Below are 24,573 nucleotides of genomic sequence, written 5' to 3'. Positions count from 1 at the left end.
GGCGAAATCAGCCCGGTGAACATAAAGACACTTTACAGGTGCTGGATCGGGTGGATAAACAAGCGACTTTGTCCATCATTGTTTGTAAAATCCAAACAATCGGTGAAAAGAGAGGATAAGGAATGGATCGTTTCGATGCGATGCGCGCCTTTGCTCGCGTGGTGGAGGCAGGTAGCTTCACAAAGGCTGCCCAAACGCTTCATATGAGCAAAACCACGGTGACGCAACTCATTCAGCAACTGGAAGCGCGCCTGCGCGTCAAGTTGCTCCATCGCACCACCCGCAAGCTCGGCGTGACTCCCGATGGCGCGATCTACTACGAACGCGTCATCCGCCTGCTGGCAGACATGGAGGATGCTGAAAACAGCCTGTCCAGTGCGGCGATTACGCCCAGGGGTCGGCTACGGGTGGATGTGCCCAGTCCACTGGCCCGCTTCATTCTGATACCGGCACTACCGGCTTTTCACGCACGCTACCCAGATATCCAGTTCGACATGGGCGTGAGCGACAGGATAGTGGATCTGATCGGCGACAACGTGGATTGCGTCCTGCGCGGTGGTGAAATCAACGACCAGTCCCTAATCGCACGCCATGTCGGAGATTTGCAAATCGGCGTCTACGTCGCCCCCGGTTATGTGGAACGCCTTGGCGCCCCTGCGCACCCGCGAGAGCTGGAAAATACTGACCATCGCATCGTGGGATTCTTGTCCTCACGCACGGGTAAGATTGATCCTCTGATACTGCGCAATGAGAATGAACATATTGAAATCACGGGCAGCTATGTACTTGCCGTGGATGATGGCAATGCTTACCTGGAAGCTGGGTTAGCCGGGTTAGGAGTGATTGTGCTGCCAGTCTATATGGCGGCACCACATCAGGCTGTTGGCTCTTTGATTCCGTTATTTGCGCAGTGGCGTATCAGTCCAATGCCCCTGCACCTGGCGTTTCCGCCGAACCGCCATGTCAACGCTAAACTACGCGTTTTTATTGATTGGATCGTTGAATTGATGCAGCAGCATGTCCCCAATTCCAACAATAAGTAACGACATCCCAGCCCCCTGATTCGCTCATCAGCGTCGATTGGTCGTCATCCTGGTGGTCTTGCAGGATGAGAATTGAGAGTTAGTCAGCTTTCTTATTAGCCAGTTACTGGCTAAGGCGATCCCTGTCAGAGGCGTCAAATTTTGAAAAGCCCGCTTTTTAGCGGGCTTTTTGCTTTTCCGAACACCATACTCGCTTAATTTCCCTGTTCTGCTCTCGTCGGATTAAAAATCGTTTTCTCTTCCTGTCTGTCGCGGTAGTCTCATAGCAGCCGCTTATAGGTTGGCCGCAATGTGTGTGACTCTCATTCCCATACTAATAATAAAATCAGTACAGACAGGATTACTATGGATTCCACCCTCATCTCCACGCCCTCCTCAGAGGAAACCCCATCGCTTAATCGCGCTCGACGCGCCGCGCTGGGCAGCTTTGCCGGAGCCGTCGTCGACTGGTACGATTTTCTGCTTTATGGCATTACCGCAGCCCTGGTATTCAACCGCGAGTTTTTCCCACAGGTTAGTCCGGCAATGGGCACGCTTGCCGCATTTGCAACCTTTGGTGTGGGTTTCTTGTTCCGTCCGCTGGGCGGCGTGATCTTCGGCCACTTCGGCGATCGCTTAGGCCGTAAGCGGATGCTGATGCTCACCGTCTGGATGATGGGGATTGCCACAGCATTGATCGGCATTCTTCCTTCATTCGCCGCTATCGGCTGGTGGGCACCGGTGTTGTTGGTACTGCTGCGCGCCATTCAGGGATTTGCCGTCGGCGGTGAGTGGGGCGGTGCCGCGTTACTCTCCGTAGAAAGTGCGCCAGAAAACAAAAAAGCGTTCTATAGCAGCGGAGTACAGGTGGGTTACGGCGTCGGTTTGCTTCTTTCCACAGGCCTTGTGTCAGTGATCAGTTATTTGACCACCGACGAACAGTTTCTGAGCTGGGGCTGGCGCATTCCGTTCCTGTTCAGCATCGTCCTGGTGCTCGGCGCGCTGTGGGTGAGAAACGGGATGGAAGAGTCCGCTGAATTTGAACAGCAAAAGCAGCAACCCTCTGAAGAGAAAAAACGCCTGCCGGTGATGGAAGCGCTCGCCCGCCATCCGGGAGCATTTTTAAAGATTATTGCGCTTCGCCTGTGCGAACTGCTGACCATGTATATCGTTACCGCTTTCGCCCTGAACTACTCGACGCAAAATCTCGGTCTGCCGCGTGAGCTCTTTTTGAATATCGGCCTGCTGGTTGGTGGGCTGAGCTGTCTGACTATCCCCTGCTTTGCCTGGTTAGCAGATCGTTTTGGCCGCCGCCGCGTTTATATTACCGGCGCGTTGATTGGCACGCTGAGCGCATTTCCGTTCTTTATGGCGCTCGAATCACAGTCGATCTTCTGGATTGTCTTCTTCTCGATAATGCTCGCCAATATAGCCCATGACATGGTGGTCTGCGTACAGCAACCCATGTTCACCGGCATGTTTGGCGCGGGATATCGCTACAGCGGGGCTGGCGTGGGTTATCAGGTCGCCAGCGTGGTGGGCGGCGGATTTACCCCCTTCATCGCTGCGGCGTTGGTCACCTTCTCTGGCGGCGACTGGCACAGTGTGGCTATCTATCTACTGGCCGGCTGCCTGATCTCGGCCGCTACCGCATTGTTGATGAAAGATAAGCAACACGCCTGAGTACTCTGCGAGGGCCATTCGGCTCTCGCTTCTTCTCTAAAACTCTGCCTTTTGTTTCACATTCTGGTGACATACTATCAGGTGAGCAGTACACCTGTAGAACAAGGAGACACAGATGAAGAGTAAGGGCTCCAGCCTGACACCTGCACAAGCGCTGGAAAAACTTGACGCACTCTACGAGCAGTCAGTTCAGGCGCTACGCAGTGCCATTGGCAAGTACATTGAAACGGGGGAACTTCCCGATATCATCGCCCGGAGTAAAGGTCTTTTTGTTTACCCATCGCTTTCTGTTACCTGGGATGGCAATGCCACCAATCCCCCCAAAACCCGCGCGTATGGACGCTTTACCCATGCGGGTTGCTATACCACCACCATCACCCGGCCAGGACTGTTTCGTCCCTATCTGGAAGAGCAACTCACGCTGCTGTATCAGGATTACGACGCCCAGATAACCGTGGAGCCTTCGCAGCATGAAATCCCCTATCCCTACGTGATTGATGGTTCCGAACTCACACTTGATCGCTCCATGAGTGCCGGGTTAACCCGCCATTTCCCAACCACCGAGCTGGCGCAAATTGGCGATGAAACCGCAGATGGCATCTATCATCCGGTCGAGTATTCTCCCCTGTCGCACTTTGACGCGCGCCGGGTCGATTTCTCTCTTGCACGTTTGCGCCACTATACCGGGACGCCAGTGGAACATTTTCAGCCGTTCGTGTTGTTCACCAACTACACCCGCTATGTGGATGAGTTTGTACGCTGGGGATGCAGCCAGATTCTGGATCCGGACAGCCCGTATATTGCCCTCTCCTGCGCCGGAGGGATCTGGATCACGGCTGAAACGGAAGCACCCGAAGAAGCGATTTCCGATCTGGCATGGAAGAAACATCAGATGCCAGCATGGCATCTGATCACTTCCGACGGTCAGGGGATCACGCTGGTGAATATTGGTGTAGGCCCGTCCAACGCCAAAACGATCTGCGACCACCTGGCGGTACTGCGCCCGGATGTCTGGTTGATGATTGGTCACTGCGGCGGTCTACGTGAAAGCCAGGCAATTGGCGACTACGTGCTTGCTCATGCCTACCTGCGTGACGATCAGGTGCTCGATGCGGTACTGCCGCCAGATATCCCGATTCCAAGTATCGCTGAGGTACAGCGCGCCCTGTATGACGCAACGAAGATGGTCAGCGGCATGCCCGGTGAAGAGGTTAAACAGCGTCTGCGTACCGGAACCGTGGTGACCACTTCCGATCGCAACTGGGAACTGCGCTACTCCGCCTCGGCGCTACGCTTTAACCTGAGCCGTGCCGTGGCGATTGACATGGAAAGCGCCACTATTGCCGCGCAGGGTTACCGTTTCCGTGTGCCATATGGCACCTTGCTGTGCGTCTCTGATAAGCCACTGCATGGCGAGATCAAACTGCCCGGTCAGGCAAACCGTTTCTACGAGGGGGCAATTTCCGAACACCTGCAGATTGGTATTCGCGCTATTGACCTGCTGCGTGCTGAAGGCGACCGTCTACACTCCCGTAAACTGCGTACCTTCAACGAGCCGCCGTTCCGTTAAGCTGATCTGAAGACGGAAAAGCAAAAAGCCCGCTAAAAAGCGGGCTTCTTAAATTTGGCTCCTCTGACTGGACTCGAACCAGTGACATACGGATTAACAGTCCGCCGTTCTACCGACTGAACTACAGAGGAATCGTGTGAACGAGGCGCATATTAACGACGACAATTGGGGTTGTCAAAGGGGGAAATGCGATTGTGCGTCTGTTTGCTGACAAAACCAGCAAAGCGGCGAACTTTCGATCTCCAGCCGGTTTTGCCCCATTCTGGTGCGAGCCTACCCCGGATGGGGCAGATCGGAAAACGTTGACTGAAATCGATATTACCGATAACAATCATAAATGCTTATTTTACGGGTGGTTAACGCGAATTTTTGATCTTATCCGAAACTGGCAAGCATCTTGCAATTCTCTCCTGACATCACTGCCAGCACAGGTTCTGGCATTCCGGACAGGAGGCAAAATGAACTTCAGACGATTGAAATATTTCGTGAAAATTGTCGATATTGGTAGCCTGACGCAGGCCGCTGAAGTATTGCACATCGCACAACCCGCGCTGAGTCAGCAGGTTGCCACACTGGAAGGTGAGCTCAATCAGCAACTGTTAATTCGCACCAAACGAGGTGTGACGCCCACTGAAGCAGGAAAAATTCTCTACACGCATGCGCGGACGATCCTTCGTCAGTGCGAACAGGCACAGTTAGCCGTCTATAACGTTGGACAGACCTTAACGGGGCAGGTGTCGATTGGTCTTGCGCCGGGGACGGCTGCGTCGTCGGTTACCATGCCGCTCTTGCAGGCGGTGCGAGCAGAATTGCCCGAAGTGCTGGTGTATCTGCATGAAAACAGCGGTGCCGTACTGAACGATAAACTGCTGAATGGTCAACTGGATATGGCGGTGCTCTATGAGCGTTCCCCGCTGGCAGGTATTACCAGTCAACCTCTGTTAAAAGAAGACCTCTTCCTTGTCGGTACCCGTGACTGCCCTGGACAGAGCGTGGATCTTACCGCTGTCGCACAGATGAATCTTTTTCTCCCTCGCGACTACAGCGCAGTCCGTTTGCGGGTCGATGAAGCCTTCTCGCTGCGTCGTTTAACGGCGAAAGTCATTGGCGAAATTGAGTCGATAGCCACGCTGACCGCGGCGATTGCCAGCGGCATGGGCGTGACGGTGTTGCCGGAATCCGCCGCGCGTTCCCTGTGTGGCGCGGCGAATGGCTGGATGGCGCGCATTACCTCGCCGTCGATGAGTCTGTCGCTGTCGCTGAATATGTCGGCTAGGGGGAGTTTGTCGCCACAGGCACAGGCGGTGAAAGAGATCCTGATGTCGCTGGTCAGCAGCCCAGCGTTGGATAACCGCGAGTTGCAGTTGGTCAGCTAAGCGTTATTCCATGATGGAATAAGATACGGGTTTTTATTATTTGTTATGCCGGACATCAGACTCTAACAATAGCAGCATGTCTGATGTATCCGGAGCAACGAGTGAATTTCCAGCAGCTTAAAATTATCCGTGAGGCAGCACGTCAGGATTACAACCTGACGGAAGTCGCCAATATGCTCTTTACCTCGCAGTCAGGGGTAAGTCGGCATATTCGTGAGTTAGAAGATGAGCTTGGGATCGAGATATTTATCCGTCGGGGTAAGCGTCTGCTTGGAATGACTGAACCAGGTAAGGCGTTGCTGGTCATTGCCGAGCGCATTCTCAATGAAGCCAGCAACGTACGGCGACTGGCGGATTTGTTCACCAATGACACCTCTGGCGTGTTAACCATCGCCACGACGCACACGCAGGCACGCTACAGCCTGCCGGGTGTGATTAAAGCCTTCCGCGAATTGTTCCCGGAAGTCCGTCTGGAATTAATCCAGGGGACGCCGCAGGAAATAGAGACGCTATTGCAAAATGGCGGGGCGGATATTGGTATCGCCAGTGAACGCCTGAGCAACGATCCTCTGTTGGTCGCATTCCCCTGGTTCCGCTGGCATCATAGCCTGTTAGTGCCGCACAATCATCCGTTGAGCCAGGTTTCGCCGGTGACGCTGGAGTCGATAGCCCACTGGCCGTTGATCACCTATCGACAAGGGATCACAGGACGTTCCCGCATTGATGAAGCCTTTGCCCGCAAGGGGCTGCTGCCTGATATTGTTCTCAGCGCGCAGGATTCTGATGTGATTAAAACCTATGTCGCGTTAGGACTGGGGATTGGTCTGGTGGCGGAGCAATCCAGCGGTGAACAGGAAGAGGGGACGCTGATGCGTCTGGATACCCGGCATCTGTTTGACGCTAACACCGTCTGGCTGGGACTGAAACGTGGGCAACTCCAGCGCAACTATGTCTGGCGGTTTATCGAACTCTGCAATGCGGGACTGTCCGTGGAGGATATAAAGCGACAGGTGATGGAGCCTGATGACGTCGCGATTGATTATCAGATATAAGCAAAAAGCCCGCTAAAAAGCGGGCTTCTTTAAATTTGGCTCCTCTGACTGGACTCGAACCAGTGACATACGGATTAACAGTCCGCCGTTCTACCGACTGAACTACAGAGGAATCGTGTGAACGAGGCGCATGATACTGACCTCACTACGGCGTGTCAACAGTAAAATTAGCACGCCTTTTCAAGTGGTTAATTAATCCTCAATGCGAGGGATCAGTGAACCTGCGCGGGGTTATACGAGTCATCGTCTTCGCTATCACGAAGGCGTTGCAGGGGATCCTGCTGATAAAACTGGCAGAAGCGTTGCCACAGCGCGGGGAACCGTGGCGCAAAGAGCTCCGGGGCGCTGAAGAAATACTCCGACAGGACGGCAAAACATTCCGCCGGATCGCTTGCCGCATAGGCGTCAATACTCGACGCGGTTTCACCGACCAGATCAATTTCATCCTGAATATTGTTCATAGCAGCGTGTAGGTCATGTTCCCAACTGGCCACTTCCCGCAGAGGAATCAGCGGGATGCCGCTGGCGCGATCGCCATTGCGCATGTCCAGTTTATGGGCAACTTCATGAATAATCAGGTTAAATCCTGAGGCGTCAAAAGAGTCCTGAATATCCAGCCAGTTCAGGATGATCGGCCCTTGCTGCCAGCTTTGTCCGGACTGAACGACGCGCTGGTTATGGACCAGGCCAATATCATCTTCCCATTCGTCATCGACAACAAAGGGAGCAGGGTAGATCAGCACTTCATGAAAACCATCCAGCCATTCGATACCCAGTTCCAGAACCGGTAGACAGAAAAGCAGAGCGATGCGCGCGCTTTTCAGCGAGTCGAGTTCGAAACCCTGAAGGGCGACCAGCCTTTTTTGTTGCAGGAATCGCTCTGCCAGCGCAATGAGTCTGGCTTGTTCTTGCGCAGTCAAGGTCACAAGCAGGGGGATCGCAAGGGCTTCCTCCCACTGGGCAGATTCATTTTGCGCGGAGTCTTGTGCTTTCCAGGGCCACTTAATCATCGTTTTGCTCGCAAACTCGTCACTTGAACAAAATTGAAGGGACAGGGTCTGTTAAAATGCCAAATTACCTGGCATGATGGCAACCATCAAAACGGAGAGATGCCGGAGCGGCTGAACGGACCGGTCTCGAAAACCGGAGTAGGGGCAACTCTACCGGGGGTTCAAATCCCCCTCTCTCCGCCAATCATTCAACAAAATCAATCACTTACAAAGCGTTTTTGATTTTGTCATGCATAAATCCCTGCATTAAAATTCCTTTCTCTCGCTCAATTTTTCTTACTACTGATGCTGTTTTTTACCATTTTGCCGCGCGTCGGGCATCCACTTTTATGCTCTCGAGTTCACACTCTTAACAACAACTTAGCCATTCCCCCGTCTCTGATGACAAAACAGTTGAACTTCAATTGTTCCAAACGGATCCTGTGAAGATATATCAAAGGAAATGGATTGTTGGAGGATGGATGAAAAGAAGTGAAATCAGGAAAGCACTGGAAGCATGGTTTGATGTTGAACGCTATGAGGCGATAGAGAAACTCACCTTACAGCAGTTTTATGTTGAGGTTGAGCGGCGCATCTTGGCTTACAGAATGTTGTTGAGCCGGAACACCATACCTACCTTTAACCGATTAATGCTGGATGATTACCGCAACAAGATCCTCAGCGGTGAAATCTTTTTCAGTGGTGATACTGCCATCATTGGACATGAGCTTGCCAGAACCTATGCGGTAAACCCTACGACACGAAGCCATGCGCAATTTTATGCGAAAACGCTGGCATTAACCGAAGCCACATCTGAACTCTCTGGGTTAAGCCAGTCTGAATTTCTGTCCGAGTATCTAAAAGAGACATCCCTTAATAATCTTTCACGTATTACTGTCGATATTCATCTGGAAGAAGCATCAACCGAAGAGATCATTGAACATCTGAAAGTGTTGATCCCCCAATGGAAGAGACAGCTTAAGATGACGTCTCCAGTTCCAAGAGAGTATCGTTTCGGCAAAAGCACGTTCAGAAAAATTATTGAATATCGTCTTATCCCGATGATGGACCTGATCTTCTGGGGAGAAGATAACGGCATTAAAATCCCGCTTTCACTGATTTCCTCGTTGCTTCATGAGGACAGCGACAACGATCGTGATGAAGGAATGCTCAAGGCTACAGATTACCCGTTAGCAATGGCTTTTCTGACGGATACGAGCTATCTGAAATCGCTTGAAGATTACATGATGGAAAACAACCACTTGAAAGACTCCCCTGTTGAAAAGCATGTGGAGGACGACAGGAATAAGAAAAAATAAGCCAAGTAAAAAGGGTTACGTTCGCTTAGTGCGAACGTGATCGCATTCAGCATTAACCGTTATCTTTCCATCCGTGCCCCTTCGAATTTTTCAAAAAAAACTTCTTTGAACGTCCCTAAATTGTCATAAGCAAAATCGCTATCATTGTTCACGTCGAAACAACATAGAGAAAAGCGAAATCTCATAGAGATTACTTACAATAATAGAGGACAGACAATGAAAGAAAATATTGAAACCAGCGTTAAACGATTTATCCGCGTTCCTGATGTTTTAAATCGGGTGGGATTTAGTCGCACGACTTTATATGAACGTATTAAGGAAGGAAACTTTCCAGACAGAGTAAAAATAGGTCCGAGGTGTGTCGCTTTTGTTGAAAGTGAGATTGATGAATGGATTGACGCGACTATTCGAAACTCACGCCAGAACACTGCATAAAAAAGAAACAAGATCTCGTGTCGAACAGATAACTGTTCACACAGGGAATCTTATTATCCTAAACAATAATGGAGAATATTATGAAGATAGAACTTATTACGACAAAACAGTTTATTGAACAAGCCGAATATTATTTCAGGAGCTATATGGACGGATTGCATAGGAATGCACCAGATGATTTTTATTATTTTATCAACAATAAATATAATATGAATGACATTATGGAAAGTATCATTAAAAAAACGAGATATCATTTTTATGATGACACCGAAGAAGGCAAAAGGAATCGGATCTATGGAGAGGTAAGCCACAGTAAGGTAAAGCAACACCTTCGTCAGCTTTGGATTGTCTATAAATGTGTATACCGCTAATACTACAGCATTTCATTTTTAATATTAACCAAAAGGAAAAATCAATGAATACATTTAAAAATAAAACTACTGAAATCTTTTATGTTGTGTCCTTGCATATCTATGCGGAGCTTTTTAACTCAAAGGATAAAACGACCAGCAATATGATTATAACGCATGTAATGGATCATGAGTTTGTCTGTAGGCTAATCGATTTGGCGATGAGAAATGCTGAGAAGCATCTTCTGAAAAAAGCATGGAAAAAGAACGCTGCTGAAAAACTGTCTGAGGTGGATTTTAAAGGGGTTAAGCAGGCATTAGCCAAAATGCATTACACTGTTCTGGCAGAATCAATATGTTGATATGTTCTGAGGTCTATCGGCCCCTTCTTGGGGCTGATAACAAACCTGATTCGAGAACTAAAAATGATAGTAAAAAAACTCTATCCAAGGAGTCAAAAATGATTGATGAATTTCATGTGATGTATATGTATAAAAAAATCCAAGCTGAAGCCGCAACTACCGACATCAAAACATTGGAACAGCTTTTGAAGAAGTTCAGGAGAGTGGTCAACGAACGTCGTGAAGAATACTATCAGGAAATTGGTGAGAAAAAGGCACATAAGATCAAAATGAAAAGAGTACGAAGATTGCTTGATAAAATGGCATGTGATCGGGTTTCACCAGAAGATCTCATTGACTGATAAGAGTTCTGTATAATAATGTATCTACATCAAAAACATGGAGGTGGTTATGGGCTGGGAGCTTCACATAGTAAGAACAGAATGTTGGTTTGACAGCGCAAGTGATCCAATAAGCCGTGAAGAATGGCTCCAGCTTGTTAATGACGACGAAGAACTAACAGTAGATAACGTTAACGGTGATTCTTATGCTATATGGAGCGCTCAGAGTGAACATGATGAGCCTTGGCTTGGCTGGGATGATGGAAGGATTTCAACAAAGCATCCTGACGAAGCCCTTTACTGTAAAATGTTGCAAGTAGCTGAGAAGCTAAATGCTGTTGTCGTTGATGATGATGATCATAAATATTTATTACCAAGTGATCTTATGAATCCATCATGGGCGAAATCATCACTGACGAATAAAAACAATCTTTATGGGAAAAATTAATTTCAAAAGTAAAGAAATAGTGTTGCTTTTAAATAGTTATAGTCACAAGCTAATGCGTAGCTATGTAAAATGGTTCTTGCGGTTGGGTGTATGCAAGAAGCCGATCTTCTTACATGGCTTTATGATAAATGTGCATATCTATAAAAACGTATAATACGTAATACACTATATGGTTATATCTATTAAGGGGGGAGGATGTTAGTAAAATACTATGGTTTAGTTTTTAATAAAGAAACCAATGGTTTTTCACCAAGAACCGAGTTTATATCCAACGGCTTATTTAGAATGACTCAGCCTAAATATCTCAACGATAAAGGTAGTGAAGCCAGACTATGGCCATATTTCAATCGCTTCTCTCCCGCAGATTATTCTTGGGCAAAGAGAGAACATGATAAAATACAACTAAATCCGTCATATACTCCCTCAAATGAAGAGTTAGAAAACTTCTTTTTAAAACCCTGCGGTTCTAGATATGGTGACAGTTTTCCGCATATGGTACATCGAGAAGGTTTTAAATCAATGGATGAATATGACCTGACTCAATTAACTAAAGTCGCAGAGAAAGTTAATGCATTTTTGGTTGAAGCATTAAGCTGTCACTTAGGGATTCTATCTCTTTCAAAATCTGACACAAACGAACTTATGTGGACACATTATGCTAGTGAAGGTCAGGGGTTGGCTATAACATTCAATGAAAACCATCCTTTTTTTAATCAGTTACCACCTAAAGATGTCAGTTACACTGCAGACAAAAGGGCTTCTCTCACATACTATAAAGGTATGATGAGAATAAATGGCACCCCTTTAAAAAAATTTGATAATATTGATTCTGATAATCCGCTAAATATTATGCAATCACTCTATGGAAGTGATATTGATGTATTTGATTTATCAGACCGATTACTATATTCGAAAGCCGAAAAATGGTCTTCCGAAGATGAAAGTAGAATCGTATGCCCTTTGACATTCTGTGAAAAGAAAATAGGACCATTAGTTCAACCAGACTTTGGAGATGATTTTCCATTTGAACAATCTAGCATTTTCAAGGAATACTCTGAGATTAACCTAAAAAAAATACCATTTGATGCTTTTGAATCTATCGTTTTTGGTTACAGTATGAGTGAATCAGATATGGCAACCATTATTAGATTAGTTAACGAAAATGATGAGCTTTCTCATTTAAAATTACGTGTGGCTAAACATAATATTTATGGAAACGTTGAGGTCTCTGATTTAGTTGAAAAATGAAATCCTACGGCAATTTATAACTAGCAACTTACTACTTATGCGTAAAATTTTCTTGCAACTACATTACGAAATTAAGGGGGATATCCGCTTTCGCCCTCGATTGCTGCTTGTTAATTACTGATAGTGGTTCAATACCACGAAAAATCATATTAATGATTGGCAAGGGGTATCAATAAAGCTTATGCTCGCTATTGTTTCTGGCAAGTAATCAGGGAATAGCAATGGCACGTCGAATTGAACTTCATGGAATAGTTAACGCTATCAATGGGAGCTTTGTTAGTCGAAACAACGACTTCAGAGGATACTGGGCTATTGGGCAGTTAAAAGCATTGGCTATCGATACCGGCGTTACTTCGATGAGGTTTTCTCTCATACCTAAGACCGACACCATCTCTAGTTTGCAACGTTATATTGTGTATCATTACACTGGTATGCTCGAAGATCTGCTAAGAAAACAGCAAATTCCTGACTTCTGGGTTAATGAAGCCAGCATCATGCTCGATTTCGGCGCTAATGTGGAAAATACTTGGCTGCATGAATGTTCAACATCCGGTGAACCTTTCCAATGCTGTTGCCAGATAACTGATGATACTGGTCGCAGCTACTCTTCTATTATTGGTGGTCGATGTCTACCACACTCTGCTATGAAAGAGCTAAAATCAACCCGAAAGTCCACTCTGTAAACCATCTGCCATGGTGTATGCAGTGTGGATGCTTCTTGTCTTGAAGTAGCCCGTAGTATTTTCTTTGAGAAAGAGCAAAACCGCCAAATTAGGTTGACGGTTTTATTGTGATCAGAGCGCGAAGTCTTCCAGCGTTTTACCAGCTTCGATAGCAGCAGCGATCGCTTTAGGAGTGCGGCCTTGACCTGTCCAAGTCTGCTCGTTGCCGTTTTCATCTGTATATTTGTATTTAGCAGGGCGAGGAGCGCGTGTCGATTTGGCTTTAGGCTGAGATGAGCTAACAACAGCAAGGAGTTCTGATGGATCAATACCATCTTCTAACAGTTTCTGGCGGAAAGCTTCAAGCTTAGCCTGACGTTCTTCTTGTTCTATACGGACGGCACTTTCTTCCTCACGACGATCTTCAACGATTGCAGAGAGTTTTTCCAGCATCTCTTCCAGAGTTGCCAGATCTGTTTCACGAGCATGTGCGCGAAGTGTACGAATATTGTTCAGTGCCTTGAGAGCTTCACTCATAGTATGTTGTCCGGTGTTTTAAAAAGGGCGATTAAATAAGGTTAATGTATATAATGCTGTTGAACAGTCAAAAGCATACCTGTCAGTAAATAATATAGTAAATATTGTCGGTTAAGCAATCTTAAAACATCCTATTTGACATGGATAACATAAGATAGTTCTTTAAAGAGACATTTTTCTGCGCTTTTGGCTTGATGGTTCGAACTCTGATGAGATGTGAGAAAGTTGCTCAAGACTTTGTTCTATGGAACGCTGGAACTCAATAGCGGCTTCTGTACGCTGTTTTATGACTAAGGCAATTATTTCTTCATCACTCTTTTCTGAAAAGGCCTTACGGTATAATACACGTTCGTTAAATAAATCAAGATTACCCGATGATTTCGCTGATGTGTTAGCTTTTGAACTGCTGATGGGATTTAATTTATCAATAAAGCATTCAATAAGAGATTCTCTCTGTTTATCCAGCCTGCGAAGTTCGGTATGGGCAGATTTGAATTTTTGAGCCTTAACCAATGGAACATCATCAGAACGTAGTATTCGATATTCTTTTCGGTATTCTTCAATCGGAATATATTTTTTTAGTTCTTTGATTGTATCTAAATATTCGATTAAATCACTGTTGTCTGTTTTTACTTTTCTCATATAAAACCTCGTCAATAAAATAGTGGATGTATTTATATTACGAGGTGTAGTGTAAGTGTCAAATTATAGCGAAATATTCAATATAATATTTTTGATAAAATAGCGATTATTCTGTCTTTTCAAATAGACATTCAGGTATCTTCTCCGGGAACTGTAGTTTCAAATCATCATTGTCGGTGGACGGTTTACTATTATTGTCCATCTTATTACTTTCATCAGTCTCTGTTCGAAAAGTATAAACGTTTTCAAATCGCTCTTTTCATCAACAACAAATCCCTGCGCCTTTTTGACATTAGGGCGTTGTTTGGCATTGATAGAGTGCGCTTGTCCCTTAAGAAATATGTTGGAGTTCATAAAGAGATCACCATCTTTATCAATAATGATCCCTTTCTTTTTGAGCTTTTTAAAAACAAGAGACATATTTGATTTCTTAATGTCTAAATCGCGGCATAACTTTGCTTGTGAGATATGAAAGCAGTTTCCAAACTCCATGATATTTAAGATCCTTGCGATAACTTTCAGTTCATTCTTTGAAATATCAAGTTCTGCGAGTTGCTGAAAGTTTTTTGTAAACATATGGACATAATCAACATCCTTTTTGATAGATTTAATGTTTTCTTTTCTTGAATAGATGTTGGTAATATCTTTATGTGTGCTGTAATAATGTTCGAATATCTTTACTTGCTGTTCAGAGGTGAAATGGTGATCATCAATATACTGCTTTAGCTCAAAAGGTGATAAGTTGTTAAGAGATTTGAAATCTATCTGTGTCATTGTATTTTTTTCCTTTTATTGTTGTTTTTATTAATACATAACAGATTAAACACTATCGTCAATAACAAAGTCAAAAATAAGTGGAAAAAGTTTTAAAATAGTGGAGGGCTATCCATTGAGTATGATGGATAAAAATTTTATTACTTTCTGGTTGGAATAAGTTTACTGAGCGTGGAATGTCCGCCAGTTATTAAATAATAGTTTCAGTACGGAACTATAGTTATAGATTTTGCTAACCATGGTTATAGAAAACCATAACCCGAGTTATAGATATCGATAACCACAGTTATAGGAATCTATAACCTTTTTTCTGTAATTTATTGTTTTATATAAAAAATAACGGCTGTAATATAGTAATAAGTTTAATATAGTAAAAGGGAATGTGTGCCTGTTGAATGGCACCTGCTGTTTTATGAATGGCGTTGGAAGTTTTCAGTAATGAAAATGAGTGGCATTAAAACTTTTCTTAATTGTTATGTTCAGAAACATTTTGCGATGGAGTTTATTTATGCCTTATGAAAATAGCACCAGTGGTGTAATCTGTTTATTTTTCTTATTATGTTATTACAGCGGAGTGATTGTTTTCTACAATCACGAATCACTGCTTTTATTGTGAGAGATTAATTAATTTGCCTTTTACTTTGTGTGCGTCTTCGACGCGATCTTTTTTGGATAAATCCAATATTAACAGGGGCAAGCCCTGTTCAGCAGTGTGATTGTTGCGAACAATCACGAAGTGCTGCTACCAAGGATATAGTTTTCCTATACGTTTAAGAGTAAATGCTATATGTCTAAAGGGAAAAACTATGTTTAAACATAGGATCTTAATTCTAACCTAATAGTGAAAGTAGATTCAATAATGATCAGATAGATTATTTTAAAATACTACAATCTCGAAGTTAATGAATAAATGCCAGTATCAGGGCGTAGCCGTGCGTCAGCACAGAGATAAAGATTTTTTCAAAAAGTAGTTTAAAAATAAGAAGAAAAATCATGGTTAAAACATAAATATATTTGATTTTCACGATCGTGATGTAGTATTAAGTAATAATAAATAAAAAAGGAAAAAACAAATGAACAATATTAAAATGATAACACTCTTTCATCCCCATGAGAAAACACCATTTATGATCTGTATTGTAAACAAAGTAGAAGATACTGGACATAGAATAAAACTCACTCTTGAAAACGGTAATGATATTTGTGTCAATAATTATAGCTATTATCTATTATCAGAGTCTGTAAGTCTCTGTGATAAAGACAGGTTGAAGAATGTTTATATTCGCTTGATTTCAGAACTCACACAGATGAGTGAAGAAACTATAAAATCACAGATGTTATAACATGAGTTATTAGTTCCAATATCTTACAGGCATTATATATGTTTCTCAAACCTGCTGTATGGTATTAAATAGTCAATGATGTTAGATATTGGTATGTTATTGATGGGGCAATATCTCCCCTGAATCTATATCCAGAGTTATCAATGAACATGCATCAGGTTAAAGTCGAATGCGGTAAGTGGCAGTGTTCTGGTAAAATGCTTTGTCTGATAAAGTCAGGAGGCGGTGAGCGATGGAAGGTAAATTAATTTTTTGTTCCGATGCAATACTGCGGTTTCAGTCCGATTACGATGAAACCTCGGCGGTTCCATTGCTATCCATCCAGAACACGATAGCCAATACCGATCCCTTTTTTCTTCTTCGCTTCTTCCATCATACGACTCTGATTGAAGAAGGAACAACACTGGCAAGTATCTTCTTGGCAATAGAACCGTGGAAAGCACTGTTAGCGGCTTATCTGAACAGAGATGTTGGGGCCTACATAGATGAGGTAAGAAAACCGTCCGGGCCAACGACATGGGATATTGAATGGATCGGAATTGACCATCGAAGCTCGGTTTATCGCGCTTACAAGCGTCAGGATATGGAAGAAGGGGAGGATTTTTCGACCTATTTTAATCGCGAGCGGTTCCCGACTGATGAGTTTGACATAGAAAGTAGCTGTGATGCTTCCGGCTTTATCAAAGGAGATAAAGAACGCTGGAGTATCAGTGGTGATGTTCATGAGATAAAGAATCTGCCTGTAATCCTCTATAGCAAACAGACATTGATGACTTCGTCGAAGGACGGATTGTTGAAGAAGAACGTATCAGGGGTGAAGAGTTCCAAGCATGGCTGCTTTGTTTATGGCGATACCTCGTTTTCTTTCAGTGAGGTAATGGAAGCTATCTTCATCAGTGGGCTGTTCTTCAATGCGCCAAGAGATGCCGCCAGTAGTCTTGATGAACTGAAAGACAGTTTGGCTGGGTTGGAAGAAGAACTGGCTGAAAAACCAAATGCGGACTCGACTGACAATGAAACAGATAAAGAACCTAGCATAGTCGTAGCTGAAGGTGCTTTTGATTCGCTCGCTGATCACATGGAGTCAGAAGCTAAGGAGTGGCAATCCATTAAGAAGCTGTGCCAGCGAGAAGGCAAGCTACCCATACGTATTGGTAACATTAAAACTGCTACGCCTCCAGTGTTGTAGTTTTTTAAGAAAACAAATGTTGTAAATATGTATCTGTATTTTTTTGTAATGTAAAATTGCTGGACGAAATATCACCCCTATGAATGTGATGAGGTGAATAATTTCTATATGTAATTTTATCTATGCCATTTGGAATTGTTTTAGTTGTCGACAGCTGTTTTTATATCCAGTATAATTTTATACGTATTCAGCAAAATGTTTTTAGATGCTGTTTCATGAACTCCGGTTGAAAGGTTTATTCTCTGCTTTTGGGAATAATAGATAAAATGGAGATAAGTGTAATGACGTTTAGTAATGAAATTGAAGTTTTCATAAAAGATTTTGTTAAAGATCTTGAAAATGATTGTGCTGCCATTTTTTCTGGCGCAGGGATGTCTAAAAGTCAAGGTTATGTCGATTGGAAAGAATTACTTAGCGATATAGCAGAAGAGCTTAGTTTAGACATTAATAAAGAAGACGATCTAATATCGCTTGCTCAATTTCATGTTAATGAAAAGAAAGGGGCTACAAAACTCACGAGGAAGATAATTGAAGAGTTTTCTGAGCAAGCCGAACCATCAGAAGTTCATAATATAATTGCTCGTTTACCAATTAAGACATTTTGGACAACAAACTATGACACTTTAATTGAAGATAGTCTACGGAAAGTTTACAAGATTGCAGATATAAAAAGAAATATAGATGATTTAAATACAACCCGACCTAAGCGAGATGCGATAGTATATAAAATGCATGGTGATATTTCGTCTCCTTCCAAGGCTATTTTATATAAAGAGCAGTATGAAAAATACTACAGAACACACGCCTCATTTATTACCGCACTTAGCGGGGATTTAATATCAAAAACTTTTCTATTTATAGGGTTTAGTTTTACCGATCCAAATCTGGATTATATTTTGAGTCGTTTGTATACTCATTCTGGGGATAAGAGAACACATTATTGTTTTATGAAGAATGAGGCTAATAATTCGCTAGATGATGAAGAAACAGTAACGTACAAGATCAGAAAACAAAAGCTGCGAATTGATGATCTCAAGAGATTTGGCATACAAGTATTATTAATAGATGAATATTCTGACATCCCTATAATTCTAGCTAAAATAGAACAATCATTTAAAAAGAAAACGATATTTATTTCAGGTAGTGCAGAAAAATATGGGGATCTTGAAAGGTCGAAAGCATTAGACTTTATTCATACATTATCATATGAGATTATAAAGAATAATTATAGGATAGTGAATGGATTTGGATGGGGCGTCGGAAGTTCTGTGATTAATGGTGCGTTGGATGCCATTTATAGTAGGCCAGATAAATTATCAGAAGAACAGCTTATAGTTAGACCATTTCCTCAAACTGTTAGTAAGGGGAAAGATATTCAAGAACTTTGGGAGGAGTATAGACAGAGAATGATTCCTCTTGGTGGTATTGCATTGTTTATTTTTGGAAATAAACAAGAGAATAATAATGATATAGTAAATGCTAGGGGAGTATTTAGAGAGTTTGAGATTGCTGTTCAACATGGTCTTGTACCAATTCCTTTACCCAATACCGGGTATATGTCTGAATATATATTTGAACAAATATCACAAGATCCTAAGAAATATTATGGAAGTAATGAATGGATATATAATGATTTGTCTGAGCTTACTGAAAAAGATTTTTCGGTAAAAAAAACAATAGAAGCTGTAATAAAAATCATAAACAAACTGAACAAATAATATATTAGGTGAAGCTATGGCTCATGAAACATTCATATCATATAAATATAGTGAAGCACAGGATTTAAGAGACAAAATTGTCAAGGCATTAGGTGATGACGCTGTTTACTATAAAGGGGAGACATCGGAGTCTCCTGATATTAGTAATACAACAGTAGATAATATAAAGAACAATCTTAAAAATATGATTTTCGGGACATCTGTTTTGATTGTAATTATTTCTCCGAATATGATTAAAAGTAAATGGATTGACTGGGAAATTGAATATTCATTGAAAGAATACAAGAGAGGTGGAACTACCTCCCGAACTAATGGCATTGTTGGTGTGATAATGAAGGTTAATAATAGTTATGATTGGTTAGTATCTTCTTCAATCAATCCTGATGGATGTTCATCAAGAACTATTGATACAACTAAATTATATGACATTATTAATAATAATAGATTTAATCTGACTTCAGAAGATAAATATTGTTGCCCTGAGTGTAAATCATATGATCAATTGACAGGCTCATATATTTCATTGATAGAAGAAGACCGGTTTTTGGCAGATCTATCTTCATACATTGAAAATGCTTATGACAAATCTAAAAAATTAAGTTCCTACAATTTATCTAAACAAAAATAGATAATAATGAAAAGGGCCACAGATATTTGTGGCCTATATACATATTAATTAATCAAGTAGGCCGTGTGAAGTCTTACTGGCTGTCTGACTAAAATTATAACGCTTTACAACTCCCCCCTTAAACCAGATATCAAGCGATTTAATGTGTGCAGTACTGCTACTGGTCAGTAGAGCAAGTCCGGGAATATAGTTAGATAACTGGCTTTCTCCCGTCATACTGGAGTAGCTCCACATCTCTTGTCCATCATTTGTGGCGCGTGTATGTGGTTCTCCAAACGCGGTAAGGATCTCTTGTTCAGTTGTTTTCCCCTTGACGATCTTTAGCTTTACCGTCTGATGATTTTCATCTGTGAGGGATTTATTGCCATGTACTGTGCAGCCGGTAAGTGGAAGAATAATCAATACAGCAATAAGCATTTTTTTCATTTTAGTCCCATAGGTAGATAATAAATAAAGAAAACGGATTAAAAAACATATCGTTTAAAAACAAGAAGCCAGCGTTCGCAAAGTTCTTGGTTTGAAGTGGTTTTATTCTTCAAGGGAACATTAACTTTCCACATGGGATTTTTAATATCATCGGTTAAAATATTTATGCCAGACCGTTTATTCGCTGAAAGTTGTTCTCTCCAGTTAGCAATAGCCGCATTATTCATACCTCGTAATGTTCCATTGCCGTAAAACTTACCCCCCTCTGAAAGCGTATAATTTATTTCTCGAATTTGATCAAAAGTATATGTGCTGTCTTTATCTTTATTGTAAATACGGACAGTATGTTTTTGAGTATCAATTACAATACCTGTCTGCTGGCATTCATACGAAAGAATGTCGCCGTCCAGAACTTCCGTAAAGCTGTTGTAGTGCTTTTTCTTCTGTATATCTGCTGCGGTCATGATAATGACGAAGAGCACCACTAAAAACATGATACCTACTGCTTCCACTCTTACTTCCTCCATGTAAATGAGTTAAAGAGACTGAACCCGCTCACAGAGCTTTGCTTCGTTTTATACGTCCTACAGCACCAAACTCATGGCGTCGGTCTCGGCGTTGCAAGGCTATCAGAACTTGAAATTATGATCGATATAAAAGATCGATAATGAGTTATTGATAGATTATAGCGATTTAAAGTGCGATATCGATCGGTTATTAATTGTTATTGACGATCGAAAATCTATTTATGATAGTTGAAATCTATCATATGGTTGTTTTTGATCGTTTTAAACGATATGACGAGACGCTAAAAGAATTGAATCCTATCAATTGGTTAAGCGGTGGTTTTGCCATGTGATATCAGCCGGATCCCGCAACAACTCTAGCCCTGACCGGATTAGGTCAAAAATTTAGGCACTTTGATTATCAGGATGGATAAGCAGATGAAGAAGATTTTACTCGTTGCTGGCGCGGCTCTGGCGCTGGCGGGATGTGGTGAGAAAGGTGATTTTGAGAAAGCGATCAATGCCAAGATTGGGCAGACCAGATACGGCTTCTCGCTGGATAACAATAACACCAGCTTCCCCATCCGTCTTGCCAAGCCACTACTTGATTCGACTGGCACAGGGACGAATTCAGTGATCCTCGATGGCTTTGTTGAGCAGGGCCTGATGGTTTTTGAACAGGGTTATGACTCGAACGTATTAGGGATAACAGAGGAAGGCAAAAAAGCCAAAGTCTGGAGCACAGCAGACGGTGCCTGTGTTGGTCGTCGTGCTGTTGACGAGATTAAGGAATGGACTGAGCCGGGAAATGGTAATCAGAAAGTAGTTCGCGTGTCTTATACGTGGAAACTGGTTAATGTCCCGGGATGGATTGACAAAAAAGCCTTCGCCAGCGTTAAAGGAATGAATGAACCTGCTGATGGTGCAATGAATTTAGTTAAGACCAGTAATGGTTGGAAAGCCAACTAAAGGAATGACGGATCGTTAGATGCCCCTGTTGCTCTGCGGAAGGTAGATCAGGGGCATATTTGACAGGCTGCTTAGCTACAGTTTTATACTACGCCAAGGCTATATTGATTAATGTTATAGATCATCATTGATCTGTGAAGAGTAGAAAATTTTACTTATCAATTCGTTGTTGACCTTGAGACCGTTCTTATCAAGATTTTTAATAAATGAACTTAATTGGCTTTTGTCTTTTAGTATTATATATTTGATATCGTTTATCCCAAAGTCAAGATGAATATTTCTTATTTTATCATTATATTTATTCTTTTCTTCAGTACTGTTTATTTTACTGAGCAATGCTATTGGTATTATCCCCTCTTGGTGGGTAGGAACAAATCGCCACTCCATTTCATCTGCAAAACAATAGTCAATTTCTTTTTTACCTTCTCTCGTTAGTGGTCCTGTATGATTCTTCATATAACGGAGTATATTTATCAAAGACTGATAATCATTATTTTTGGAATATTCATTCGCAATATCTTTATCATTCTTGAATTTTCTAATCTGCTGATCAAGTAATGTGAACACATCCGAATATCTACTCATGTATAATACAGGGTTTAAATTGTTTTTTGAGGCCCAGTCGTCATTAAGACCAATTCCATAATGTCCATACTTCTTTGTATGTTCGGATAACAGAGATAGCCTGATATTACAAAAGGAAACCATCGGTATTCCAAAGCGTCGGGCCATACCATCTTTATTATATATAGTCTCTCTGGCATATGAGGGTCTAAAATATCCATTAGTTAAAATTGATTCCAACTTGGATTTTTTATCCGTAAAATGTAAAAATGTTTTTGGATATAGACTTTTAGTCAATTTCATGAGCCTCGTCAATTAGTAATATGAATTATTATATATCAAAACAGTTGCTAAAGGAACTTATGACTTTGTTAATGATAATACATCACTTTCCCACAGGGCATTATGGTATCCTTGTGTTCCCATAGTTATTTAAATCTTGAATTTGGCTGTTTTGATTTTAGTGATTGTTCACAACTATGTTCAAACGGCATTAATGGTGTCACTTCTATATTGCTATCGGTAGAATTCTCTCCCTTACGAGGACGACTTGGGAAACGAACGGTCTTGTCGTTATCCGATTCGTTTCCACAGAACTCTGCTTTTGGTGATGTCTGGTCATTGTTAAACTTAGCGCGTCTTTCAAACTCCGAGCGTGGAACATTGACACCCAGCACTTCATCATAGACATAGTTCTCTGCGATACGCTTATCATGGTCAGCATCAGTGGTATCTGCTTTCCTTTTGGCCCAGATAAATTTCTCTCTTATATATCCTACTATCAGTAGTGTGAAACGCTTGAACAAACCATTCTGGCGGGGCTTGGTCTGTTTCCTACTCCTCACAGGAGCACGGTTCATCGCTCTGGTGTTTTGAAGAGATGGGGTTTTCAATTTAGTGGATGCAGTTGGTTCAGGAACAACCAGAACAGGGGATTTCTTCCCTGAAACATTTACTTTACTGACCTTATTGGGATTACGGTAAGATTTTGCTGCTGGTCTTCTGTATGGTTCTGACTCTGCATGAGTCGGTTGCTGCTTTGTTGTTGCCGGGTAGTCAGGGAGAACGATCTCTTCCGGTTCAGGAAGCTGGTAAACAGAGTAAGAGCGAACATCAACCACGATCTCCAGTGGTAGCTCACTGAATGTGGTGTAGACCTTCTTTGCTTCCTCAATTTGATGATCGCGTTGAGCTTGTTCAGCAGCTCGTTGTTCCTGAGACTCGGTGTTATTCCATTTAGCACGATGAACACGTTGCATTGCTGGACGGTTAGTTTCTGTTGCTTTGGCAAGCCAGAATGCTTTCTCTTCAGCGCTGAATGCTTCTTCTGCCTGAGCAAGGGCATCGGCACATTGCGTCCTGAGAGAACGGTGATCTATACGTTCTTCACTGCCTGCGGCTTCAAGGTAGCTGTTTGACATGGTGGCCCACGACTCACGCCATTGGATCATTATCTTCTTATCATTCCAGCTTCTGTCTTTTTTACCGAAGCCCTCTGGACCAATGGTTTTCAGGGTTAACATGACGTGAGCATGGGGATTCTTACTGTCCAAGTCATGGAATGCGATATCAGCAATCATTCCTTTATCAACAAAGTTCTTCTGGCAGTATTCGGCAACCAATTTTTTCTTGTCATCATTGCTGAGTTCTACGGGGATAGCGACATCAAAATAACGGGCTGTTTGACCATTTTGTTGACGCTCGACTCTTTCAACTTCATTCCAGAGTGCTGAGGAGCTTTCAACAATGTGAGAGGGTGCGGAAACAGGGGCTAATATAATATGACCATGAAGATCTGTTCTGTGGCTGAAATCAAATGTTTCGCCAATGCGATCATCTGTTATACGTGTACGGGCATGGTAGGCAGCTTTCGCAACGGAAGTCATGCCCTCGCTTCGTTTCACAATTTTAAAATCCAGATGAAAAATCGCCATTAAAAACATTACCTCAAATATATAAGTTGCTGTTAGTTTTACGTAAGAAAAACTTCGGGGTTGACGTTGACCTTGGTTTTGCTTTTAGCCTGCGGCAGCAACCGTCGGTAGACCCCACACACTGCGTAGCAGTGTATAGGTGGGCATTGTCTTTAATAAAATAAGCCAATGTAAAATGCCCCTCTTTTTAATTAATACGAAATATATGTATGGTTGTAAAACAATATGCCGGAATAAGCGGCGCAAACTGGATTAAAGGTGTAGGTTTCACGTCCACAGGACAAAAGAGTAAAGAAAAGGCCCGTAAGGGCAAAAGAAGTATTAATTATTCCCGCCGTAAGGCGGGATAGCTAAATTTGATGGAAAAAACGAATAAAACAGACAGTGTTATGTGTTGCACAATTCACAGGTTGAGGTTGGAAAATAGAGTTAAAAATTGGCAGGTGAAAATAAAAGCACGAATGCGCAAAAATAAGTAACGCGGAGAGTGCGGGGTATTTTAAGTTA

At 42.7% G+C, this 24,573-nt stretch carries 25 protein-coding genes, 3 tRNA genes and 1 pseudogene; 19 read left to right on the top strand and 10 right to left on the bottom strand.

Going from position 1 to position 24,573, the window contains the following annotated elements; all coding sequences use genetic code 11:
* The first annotated feature begins 122 nt into the window (after positions 1–122).
* The 3 genes from OGY35_RS23140 to OGY35_RS23130 all read left to right on the top strand — a co-directional run bounded on the left by OGY35_RS23140 (position 123) and on the right by OGY35_RS23130 (position 4,275).
* Positions 123–1,043, top strand: a complete 921-nt coding sequence (locus OGY35_RS23140) for a LysR family transcriptional regulator (RefSeq protein ID WP_286633562.1) — start codon at positions 123–125, stop codon at positions 1,041–1,043.
* Positions 1,044–1,388: 345 nt separating this feature from the next.
* Complete coding sequence (gene shiA, locus OGY35_RS23135; protein WP_286633561.1) at positions 1,389–2,705, top strand: shikimate transporter; 1,317 nt, start codon at positions 1,389–1,391, stop codon at positions 2,703–2,705.
* A 115-nt stretch (positions 2,706–2,820) separates the two neighbouring features.
* Complete coding sequence (locus OGY35_RS23130; protein ID WP_152403851.1) at positions 2,821–4,275, top strand: AMP nucleosidase; 1,455 nt, start codon at positions 2,821–2,823, stop codon at positions 4,273–4,275.
* Positions 4,276–4,330: 55 nt separating this feature from the next.
* Here the strand turns inward: OGY35_RS23130 and OGY35_RS23125 are convergent.
* Positions 4,331–4,406: transfer RNA gene (locus OGY35_RS23125), tRNA-Asn, on the bottom strand.
* Positions 4,407–4,733: 327 nt separating this feature from the next.
* Between OGY35_RS23125 and nac the strand changes: the two genes are divergently transcribed.
* Positions 4,734–5,651 (top strand): nitrogen assimilation transcriptional regulator NAC, encoded by a 918-nt coding sequence (nac, locus tag OGY35_RS23120; protein ID WP_152403889.1) that lies wholly within the window; start codon positions 4,734–4,736, stop codon positions 5,649–5,651.
* Between the two features lie 101 nt (positions 5,652–5,752).
* Complete coding sequence (gene cbl, locus OGY35_RS23115) at positions 5,753–6,703, top strand: HTH-type transcriptional regulator Cbl (protein WP_286633560.1); 951 nt, start codon at positions 5,753–5,755, stop codon at positions 6,701–6,703.
* Positions 6,704–6,739: 36 nt separating this feature from the next.
* On the opposite strand, the gene OGY35_RS23110 is transcribed toward cbl, so the two are convergent.
* Both OGY35_RS23110 and mtfA read right to left on the bottom strand, forming a co-directional pair.
* Positions 6,740–6,815, bottom strand: a tRNA-Asn gene (locus tag OGY35_RS23110).
* Between the two features lie 100 nt (positions 6,816–6,915).
* Positions 6,916–7,713, bottom strand: a complete 798-nt coding sequence (mtfA, locus tag OGY35_RS23105) for a DgsA anti-repressor MtfA (protein WP_152403930.1) — start codon at positions 7,711–7,713, stop codon at positions 6,916–6,918.
* A gap of 93 nt (positions 7,714–7,806) precedes the next feature.
* On the opposite strand from mtfA, the gene OGY35_RS23100 reads away from it, so the two are divergent.
* The 9 genes and pseudogenes from OGY35_RS23100 to OGY35_RS23060 all read left to right on the top strand — a co-directional run bounded on the left by OGY35_RS23100 (position 7,807) and on the right by OGY35_RS23060 (position 12,857).
* Positions 7,807–7,896: transfer RNA gene (locus OGY35_RS23100), tRNA-Ser, on the top strand.
* Between the two features lie 278 nt (positions 7,897–8,174).
* Positions 8,175–9,011, top strand: a complete 837-nt coding sequence (locus OGY35_RS23095; RefSeq protein ID WP_286633559.1) for a DUF6387 family protein — start codon at positions 8,175–8,177, stop codon at positions 9,009–9,011.
* 216 nt (positions 9,012–9,227) lie between these two features.
* The gene (locus OGY35_RS23090; RefSeq protein ID WP_115058511.1) at positions 9,228–9,446 is read left to right on the top strand and encodes a helix-turn-helix transcriptional regulator; all 219 of its coding nucleotides are present in this window, start codon (positions 9,228–9,230) and stop codon (positions 9,444–9,446) included.
* 80 nt (positions 9,447–9,526) lie between these two features.
* Positions 9,527–9,817 carry a hypothetical protein gene (locus tag OGY35_RS23085; protein WP_286633558.1) on the top strand — a complete coding sequence of 97 codons (291 nt, stop codon included), beginning with the start codon at positions 9,527–9,529 and terminating at the stop codon, positions 9,815–9,817.
* Positions 9,818–9,861: 44 nt separating this feature from the next.
* On the top strand, positions 9,862–10,158 hold the full coding sequence (locus OGY35_RS23080; RefSeq protein ID WP_032217203.1) for a hypothetical protein: 297 nt from the start codon (positions 9,862–9,864) through the stop codon (positions 10,156–10,158).
* Between the two features lie 98 nt (positions 10,159–10,256).
* Positions 10,257–10,499: an H-NS family histone-like protein gene (locus OGY35_RS23075; RefSeq protein ID WP_286633557.1), complete on the top strand. Its 243-nt coding sequence runs from the start codon at positions 10,257–10,259 to the stop codon at positions 10,497–10,499.
* A gap of 49 nt (positions 10,500–10,548) precedes the next feature.
* Positions 10,549–10,946, top strand: a pseudogene (locus OGY35_RS23070) (hypothetical protein).
* Positions 10,947–11,121: 175 nt separating this feature from the next.
* Complete coding sequence (locus OGY35_RS23065; RefSeq protein WP_286633556.1) at positions 11,122–12,174, top strand: DUF2971 domain-containing protein; 1,053 nt, start codon at positions 11,122–11,124, stop codon at positions 12,172–12,174.
* 221 nt (positions 12,175–12,395) lie between these two features.
* Positions 12,396–12,857: a hypothetical protein gene (locus OGY35_RS23060; protein WP_286633555.1), complete on the top strand. Its 462-nt coding sequence runs from the start codon at positions 12,396–12,398 to the stop codon at positions 12,855–12,857.
* A 111-nt stretch (positions 12,858–12,968) separates the two neighbouring features.
* Here the strand turns inward: OGY35_RS23060 and OGY35_RS23055 are convergent, their stop codons facing one another.
* From OGY35_RS23055 to OGY35_RS23045, 3 genes are all read right to left on the bottom strand, one after another.
* Positions 12,969–13,373 (bottom strand): H-NS family histone-like protein, encoded by a 405-nt coding sequence (locus OGY35_RS23055; RefSeq protein WP_286633554.1) that lies wholly within the window; start codon positions 13,371–13,373, stop codon positions 12,969–12,971.
* A gap of 162 nt (positions 13,374–13,535) precedes the next feature.
* Complete coding sequence (locus OGY35_RS23050) at positions 13,536–14,015, bottom strand: DUF4756 family protein (RefSeq protein ID WP_286633553.1); 480 nt, start codon at positions 14,013–14,015, stop codon at positions 13,536–13,538.
* A gap of 159 nt (positions 14,016–14,174) precedes the next feature.
* The gene (locus tag OGY35_RS23045) at positions 14,175–14,789 is read right to left on the bottom strand and encodes a DNA-binding protein (protein WP_286633552.1); all 615 of its coding nucleotides are present in this window, start codon (positions 14,787–14,789) and stop codon (positions 14,175–14,177) included.
* Positions 14,790–15,862: 1,073 nt separating this feature from the next.
* On the opposite strand from OGY35_RS23045, the gene OGY35_RS23040 reads away from it, so the two are divergent.
* From OGY35_RS23040 to OGY35_RS23025, 4 genes are all read left to right on the top strand, one after another.
* Positions 15,863–16,132 (top strand): hypothetical protein, encoded by a 270-nt coding sequence (locus tag OGY35_RS23040; protein WP_286633551.1) that lies wholly within the window; start codon positions 15,863–15,865, stop codon positions 16,130–16,132.
* Between the two features lie 232 nt (positions 16,133–16,364).
* Positions 16,365–17,321: a hypothetical protein gene (locus OGY35_RS23035; protein WP_286633550.1), complete on the top strand. Its 957-nt coding sequence runs from the start codon at positions 16,365–16,367 to the stop codon at positions 17,319–17,321.
* A 281-nt stretch (positions 17,322–17,602) separates the two neighbouring features.
* Positions 17,603–19,039 carry an SIR2 family protein gene (locus OGY35_RS23030; protein ID WP_286633549.1) on the top strand — a complete coding sequence of 479 codons (1,437 nt, stop codon included), beginning with the start codon at positions 17,603–17,605 and terminating at the stop codon, positions 19,037–19,039.
* Positions 19,040–19,055: 16 nt separating this feature from the next.
* Complete coding sequence (locus tag OGY35_RS23025; protein WP_072071808.1) at positions 19,056–19,667, top strand: TIR domain-containing protein; 612 nt, start codon at positions 19,056–19,058, stop codon at positions 19,665–19,667.
* Positions 19,668–19,715: 48 nt separating this feature from the next.
* Here OGY35_RS23025 and OGY35_RS23020 read toward each other — a convergent pair whose 3' ends face one another.
* Positions 19,716–20,093: an SEN1984 family lipoprotein gene (locus OGY35_RS23020; protein WP_286633548.1), complete on the bottom strand. Its 378-nt coding sequence runs from the start codon at positions 20,091–20,093 to the stop codon at positions 19,716–19,718.
* A 38-nt stretch (positions 20,094–20,131) separates the two neighbouring features.
* On the bottom strand, positions 20,132–20,605 hold the full coding sequence (locus OGY35_RS23015) for a DUF4755 domain-containing protein (RefSeq protein ID WP_286633547.1): 474 nt from the start codon (positions 20,603–20,605) through the stop codon (positions 20,132–20,134).
* A gap of 432 nt (positions 20,606–21,037) precedes the next feature.
* Between OGY35_RS23015 and OGY35_RS23010 the strand changes: the two genes are divergently transcribed.
* Positions 21,038–21,568, top strand: a complete 531-nt coding sequence (locus OGY35_RS23010; RefSeq protein ID WP_286633546.1) for an SEN1982 family lipoprotein — start codon at positions 21,038–21,040, stop codon at positions 21,566–21,568.
* 114 nt (positions 21,569–21,682) lie between these two features.
* On the opposite strand, the gene OGY35_RS23005 is transcribed toward OGY35_RS23010, so the two are convergent.
* Positions 21,683–22,435, bottom strand: a complete 753-nt coding sequence (locus OGY35_RS23005; RefSeq protein ID WP_286633545.1) for an abortive infection system antitoxin AbiGi family protein — start codon at positions 22,433–22,435, stop codon at positions 21,683–21,685.
* 125 nt (positions 22,436–22,560) lie between these two features.
* Positions 22,561–24,066: a MobQ family relaxase gene (mobQ, locus tag OGY35_RS23000; protein WP_286633544.1), complete on the bottom strand. Its 1,506-nt coding sequence runs from the start codon at positions 24,064–24,066 to the stop codon at positions 22,561–22,563.
* Positions 24,067–24,573: the final 507 nt, after the last annotated feature.

The organism is Citrobacter sp. Ct235 (assembly GCF_030332305.1).
Classification (GTDB): domain Bacteria; phylum Pseudomonadota; class Gammaproteobacteria; order Enterobacterales; family Enterobacteriaceae; genus Citrobacter_A; species Citrobacter_A telavivensis.
Note: the sequence above shows the minus strand (reverse complement) of the source record. Positions and strands in the feature narration are given on the sequence as shown.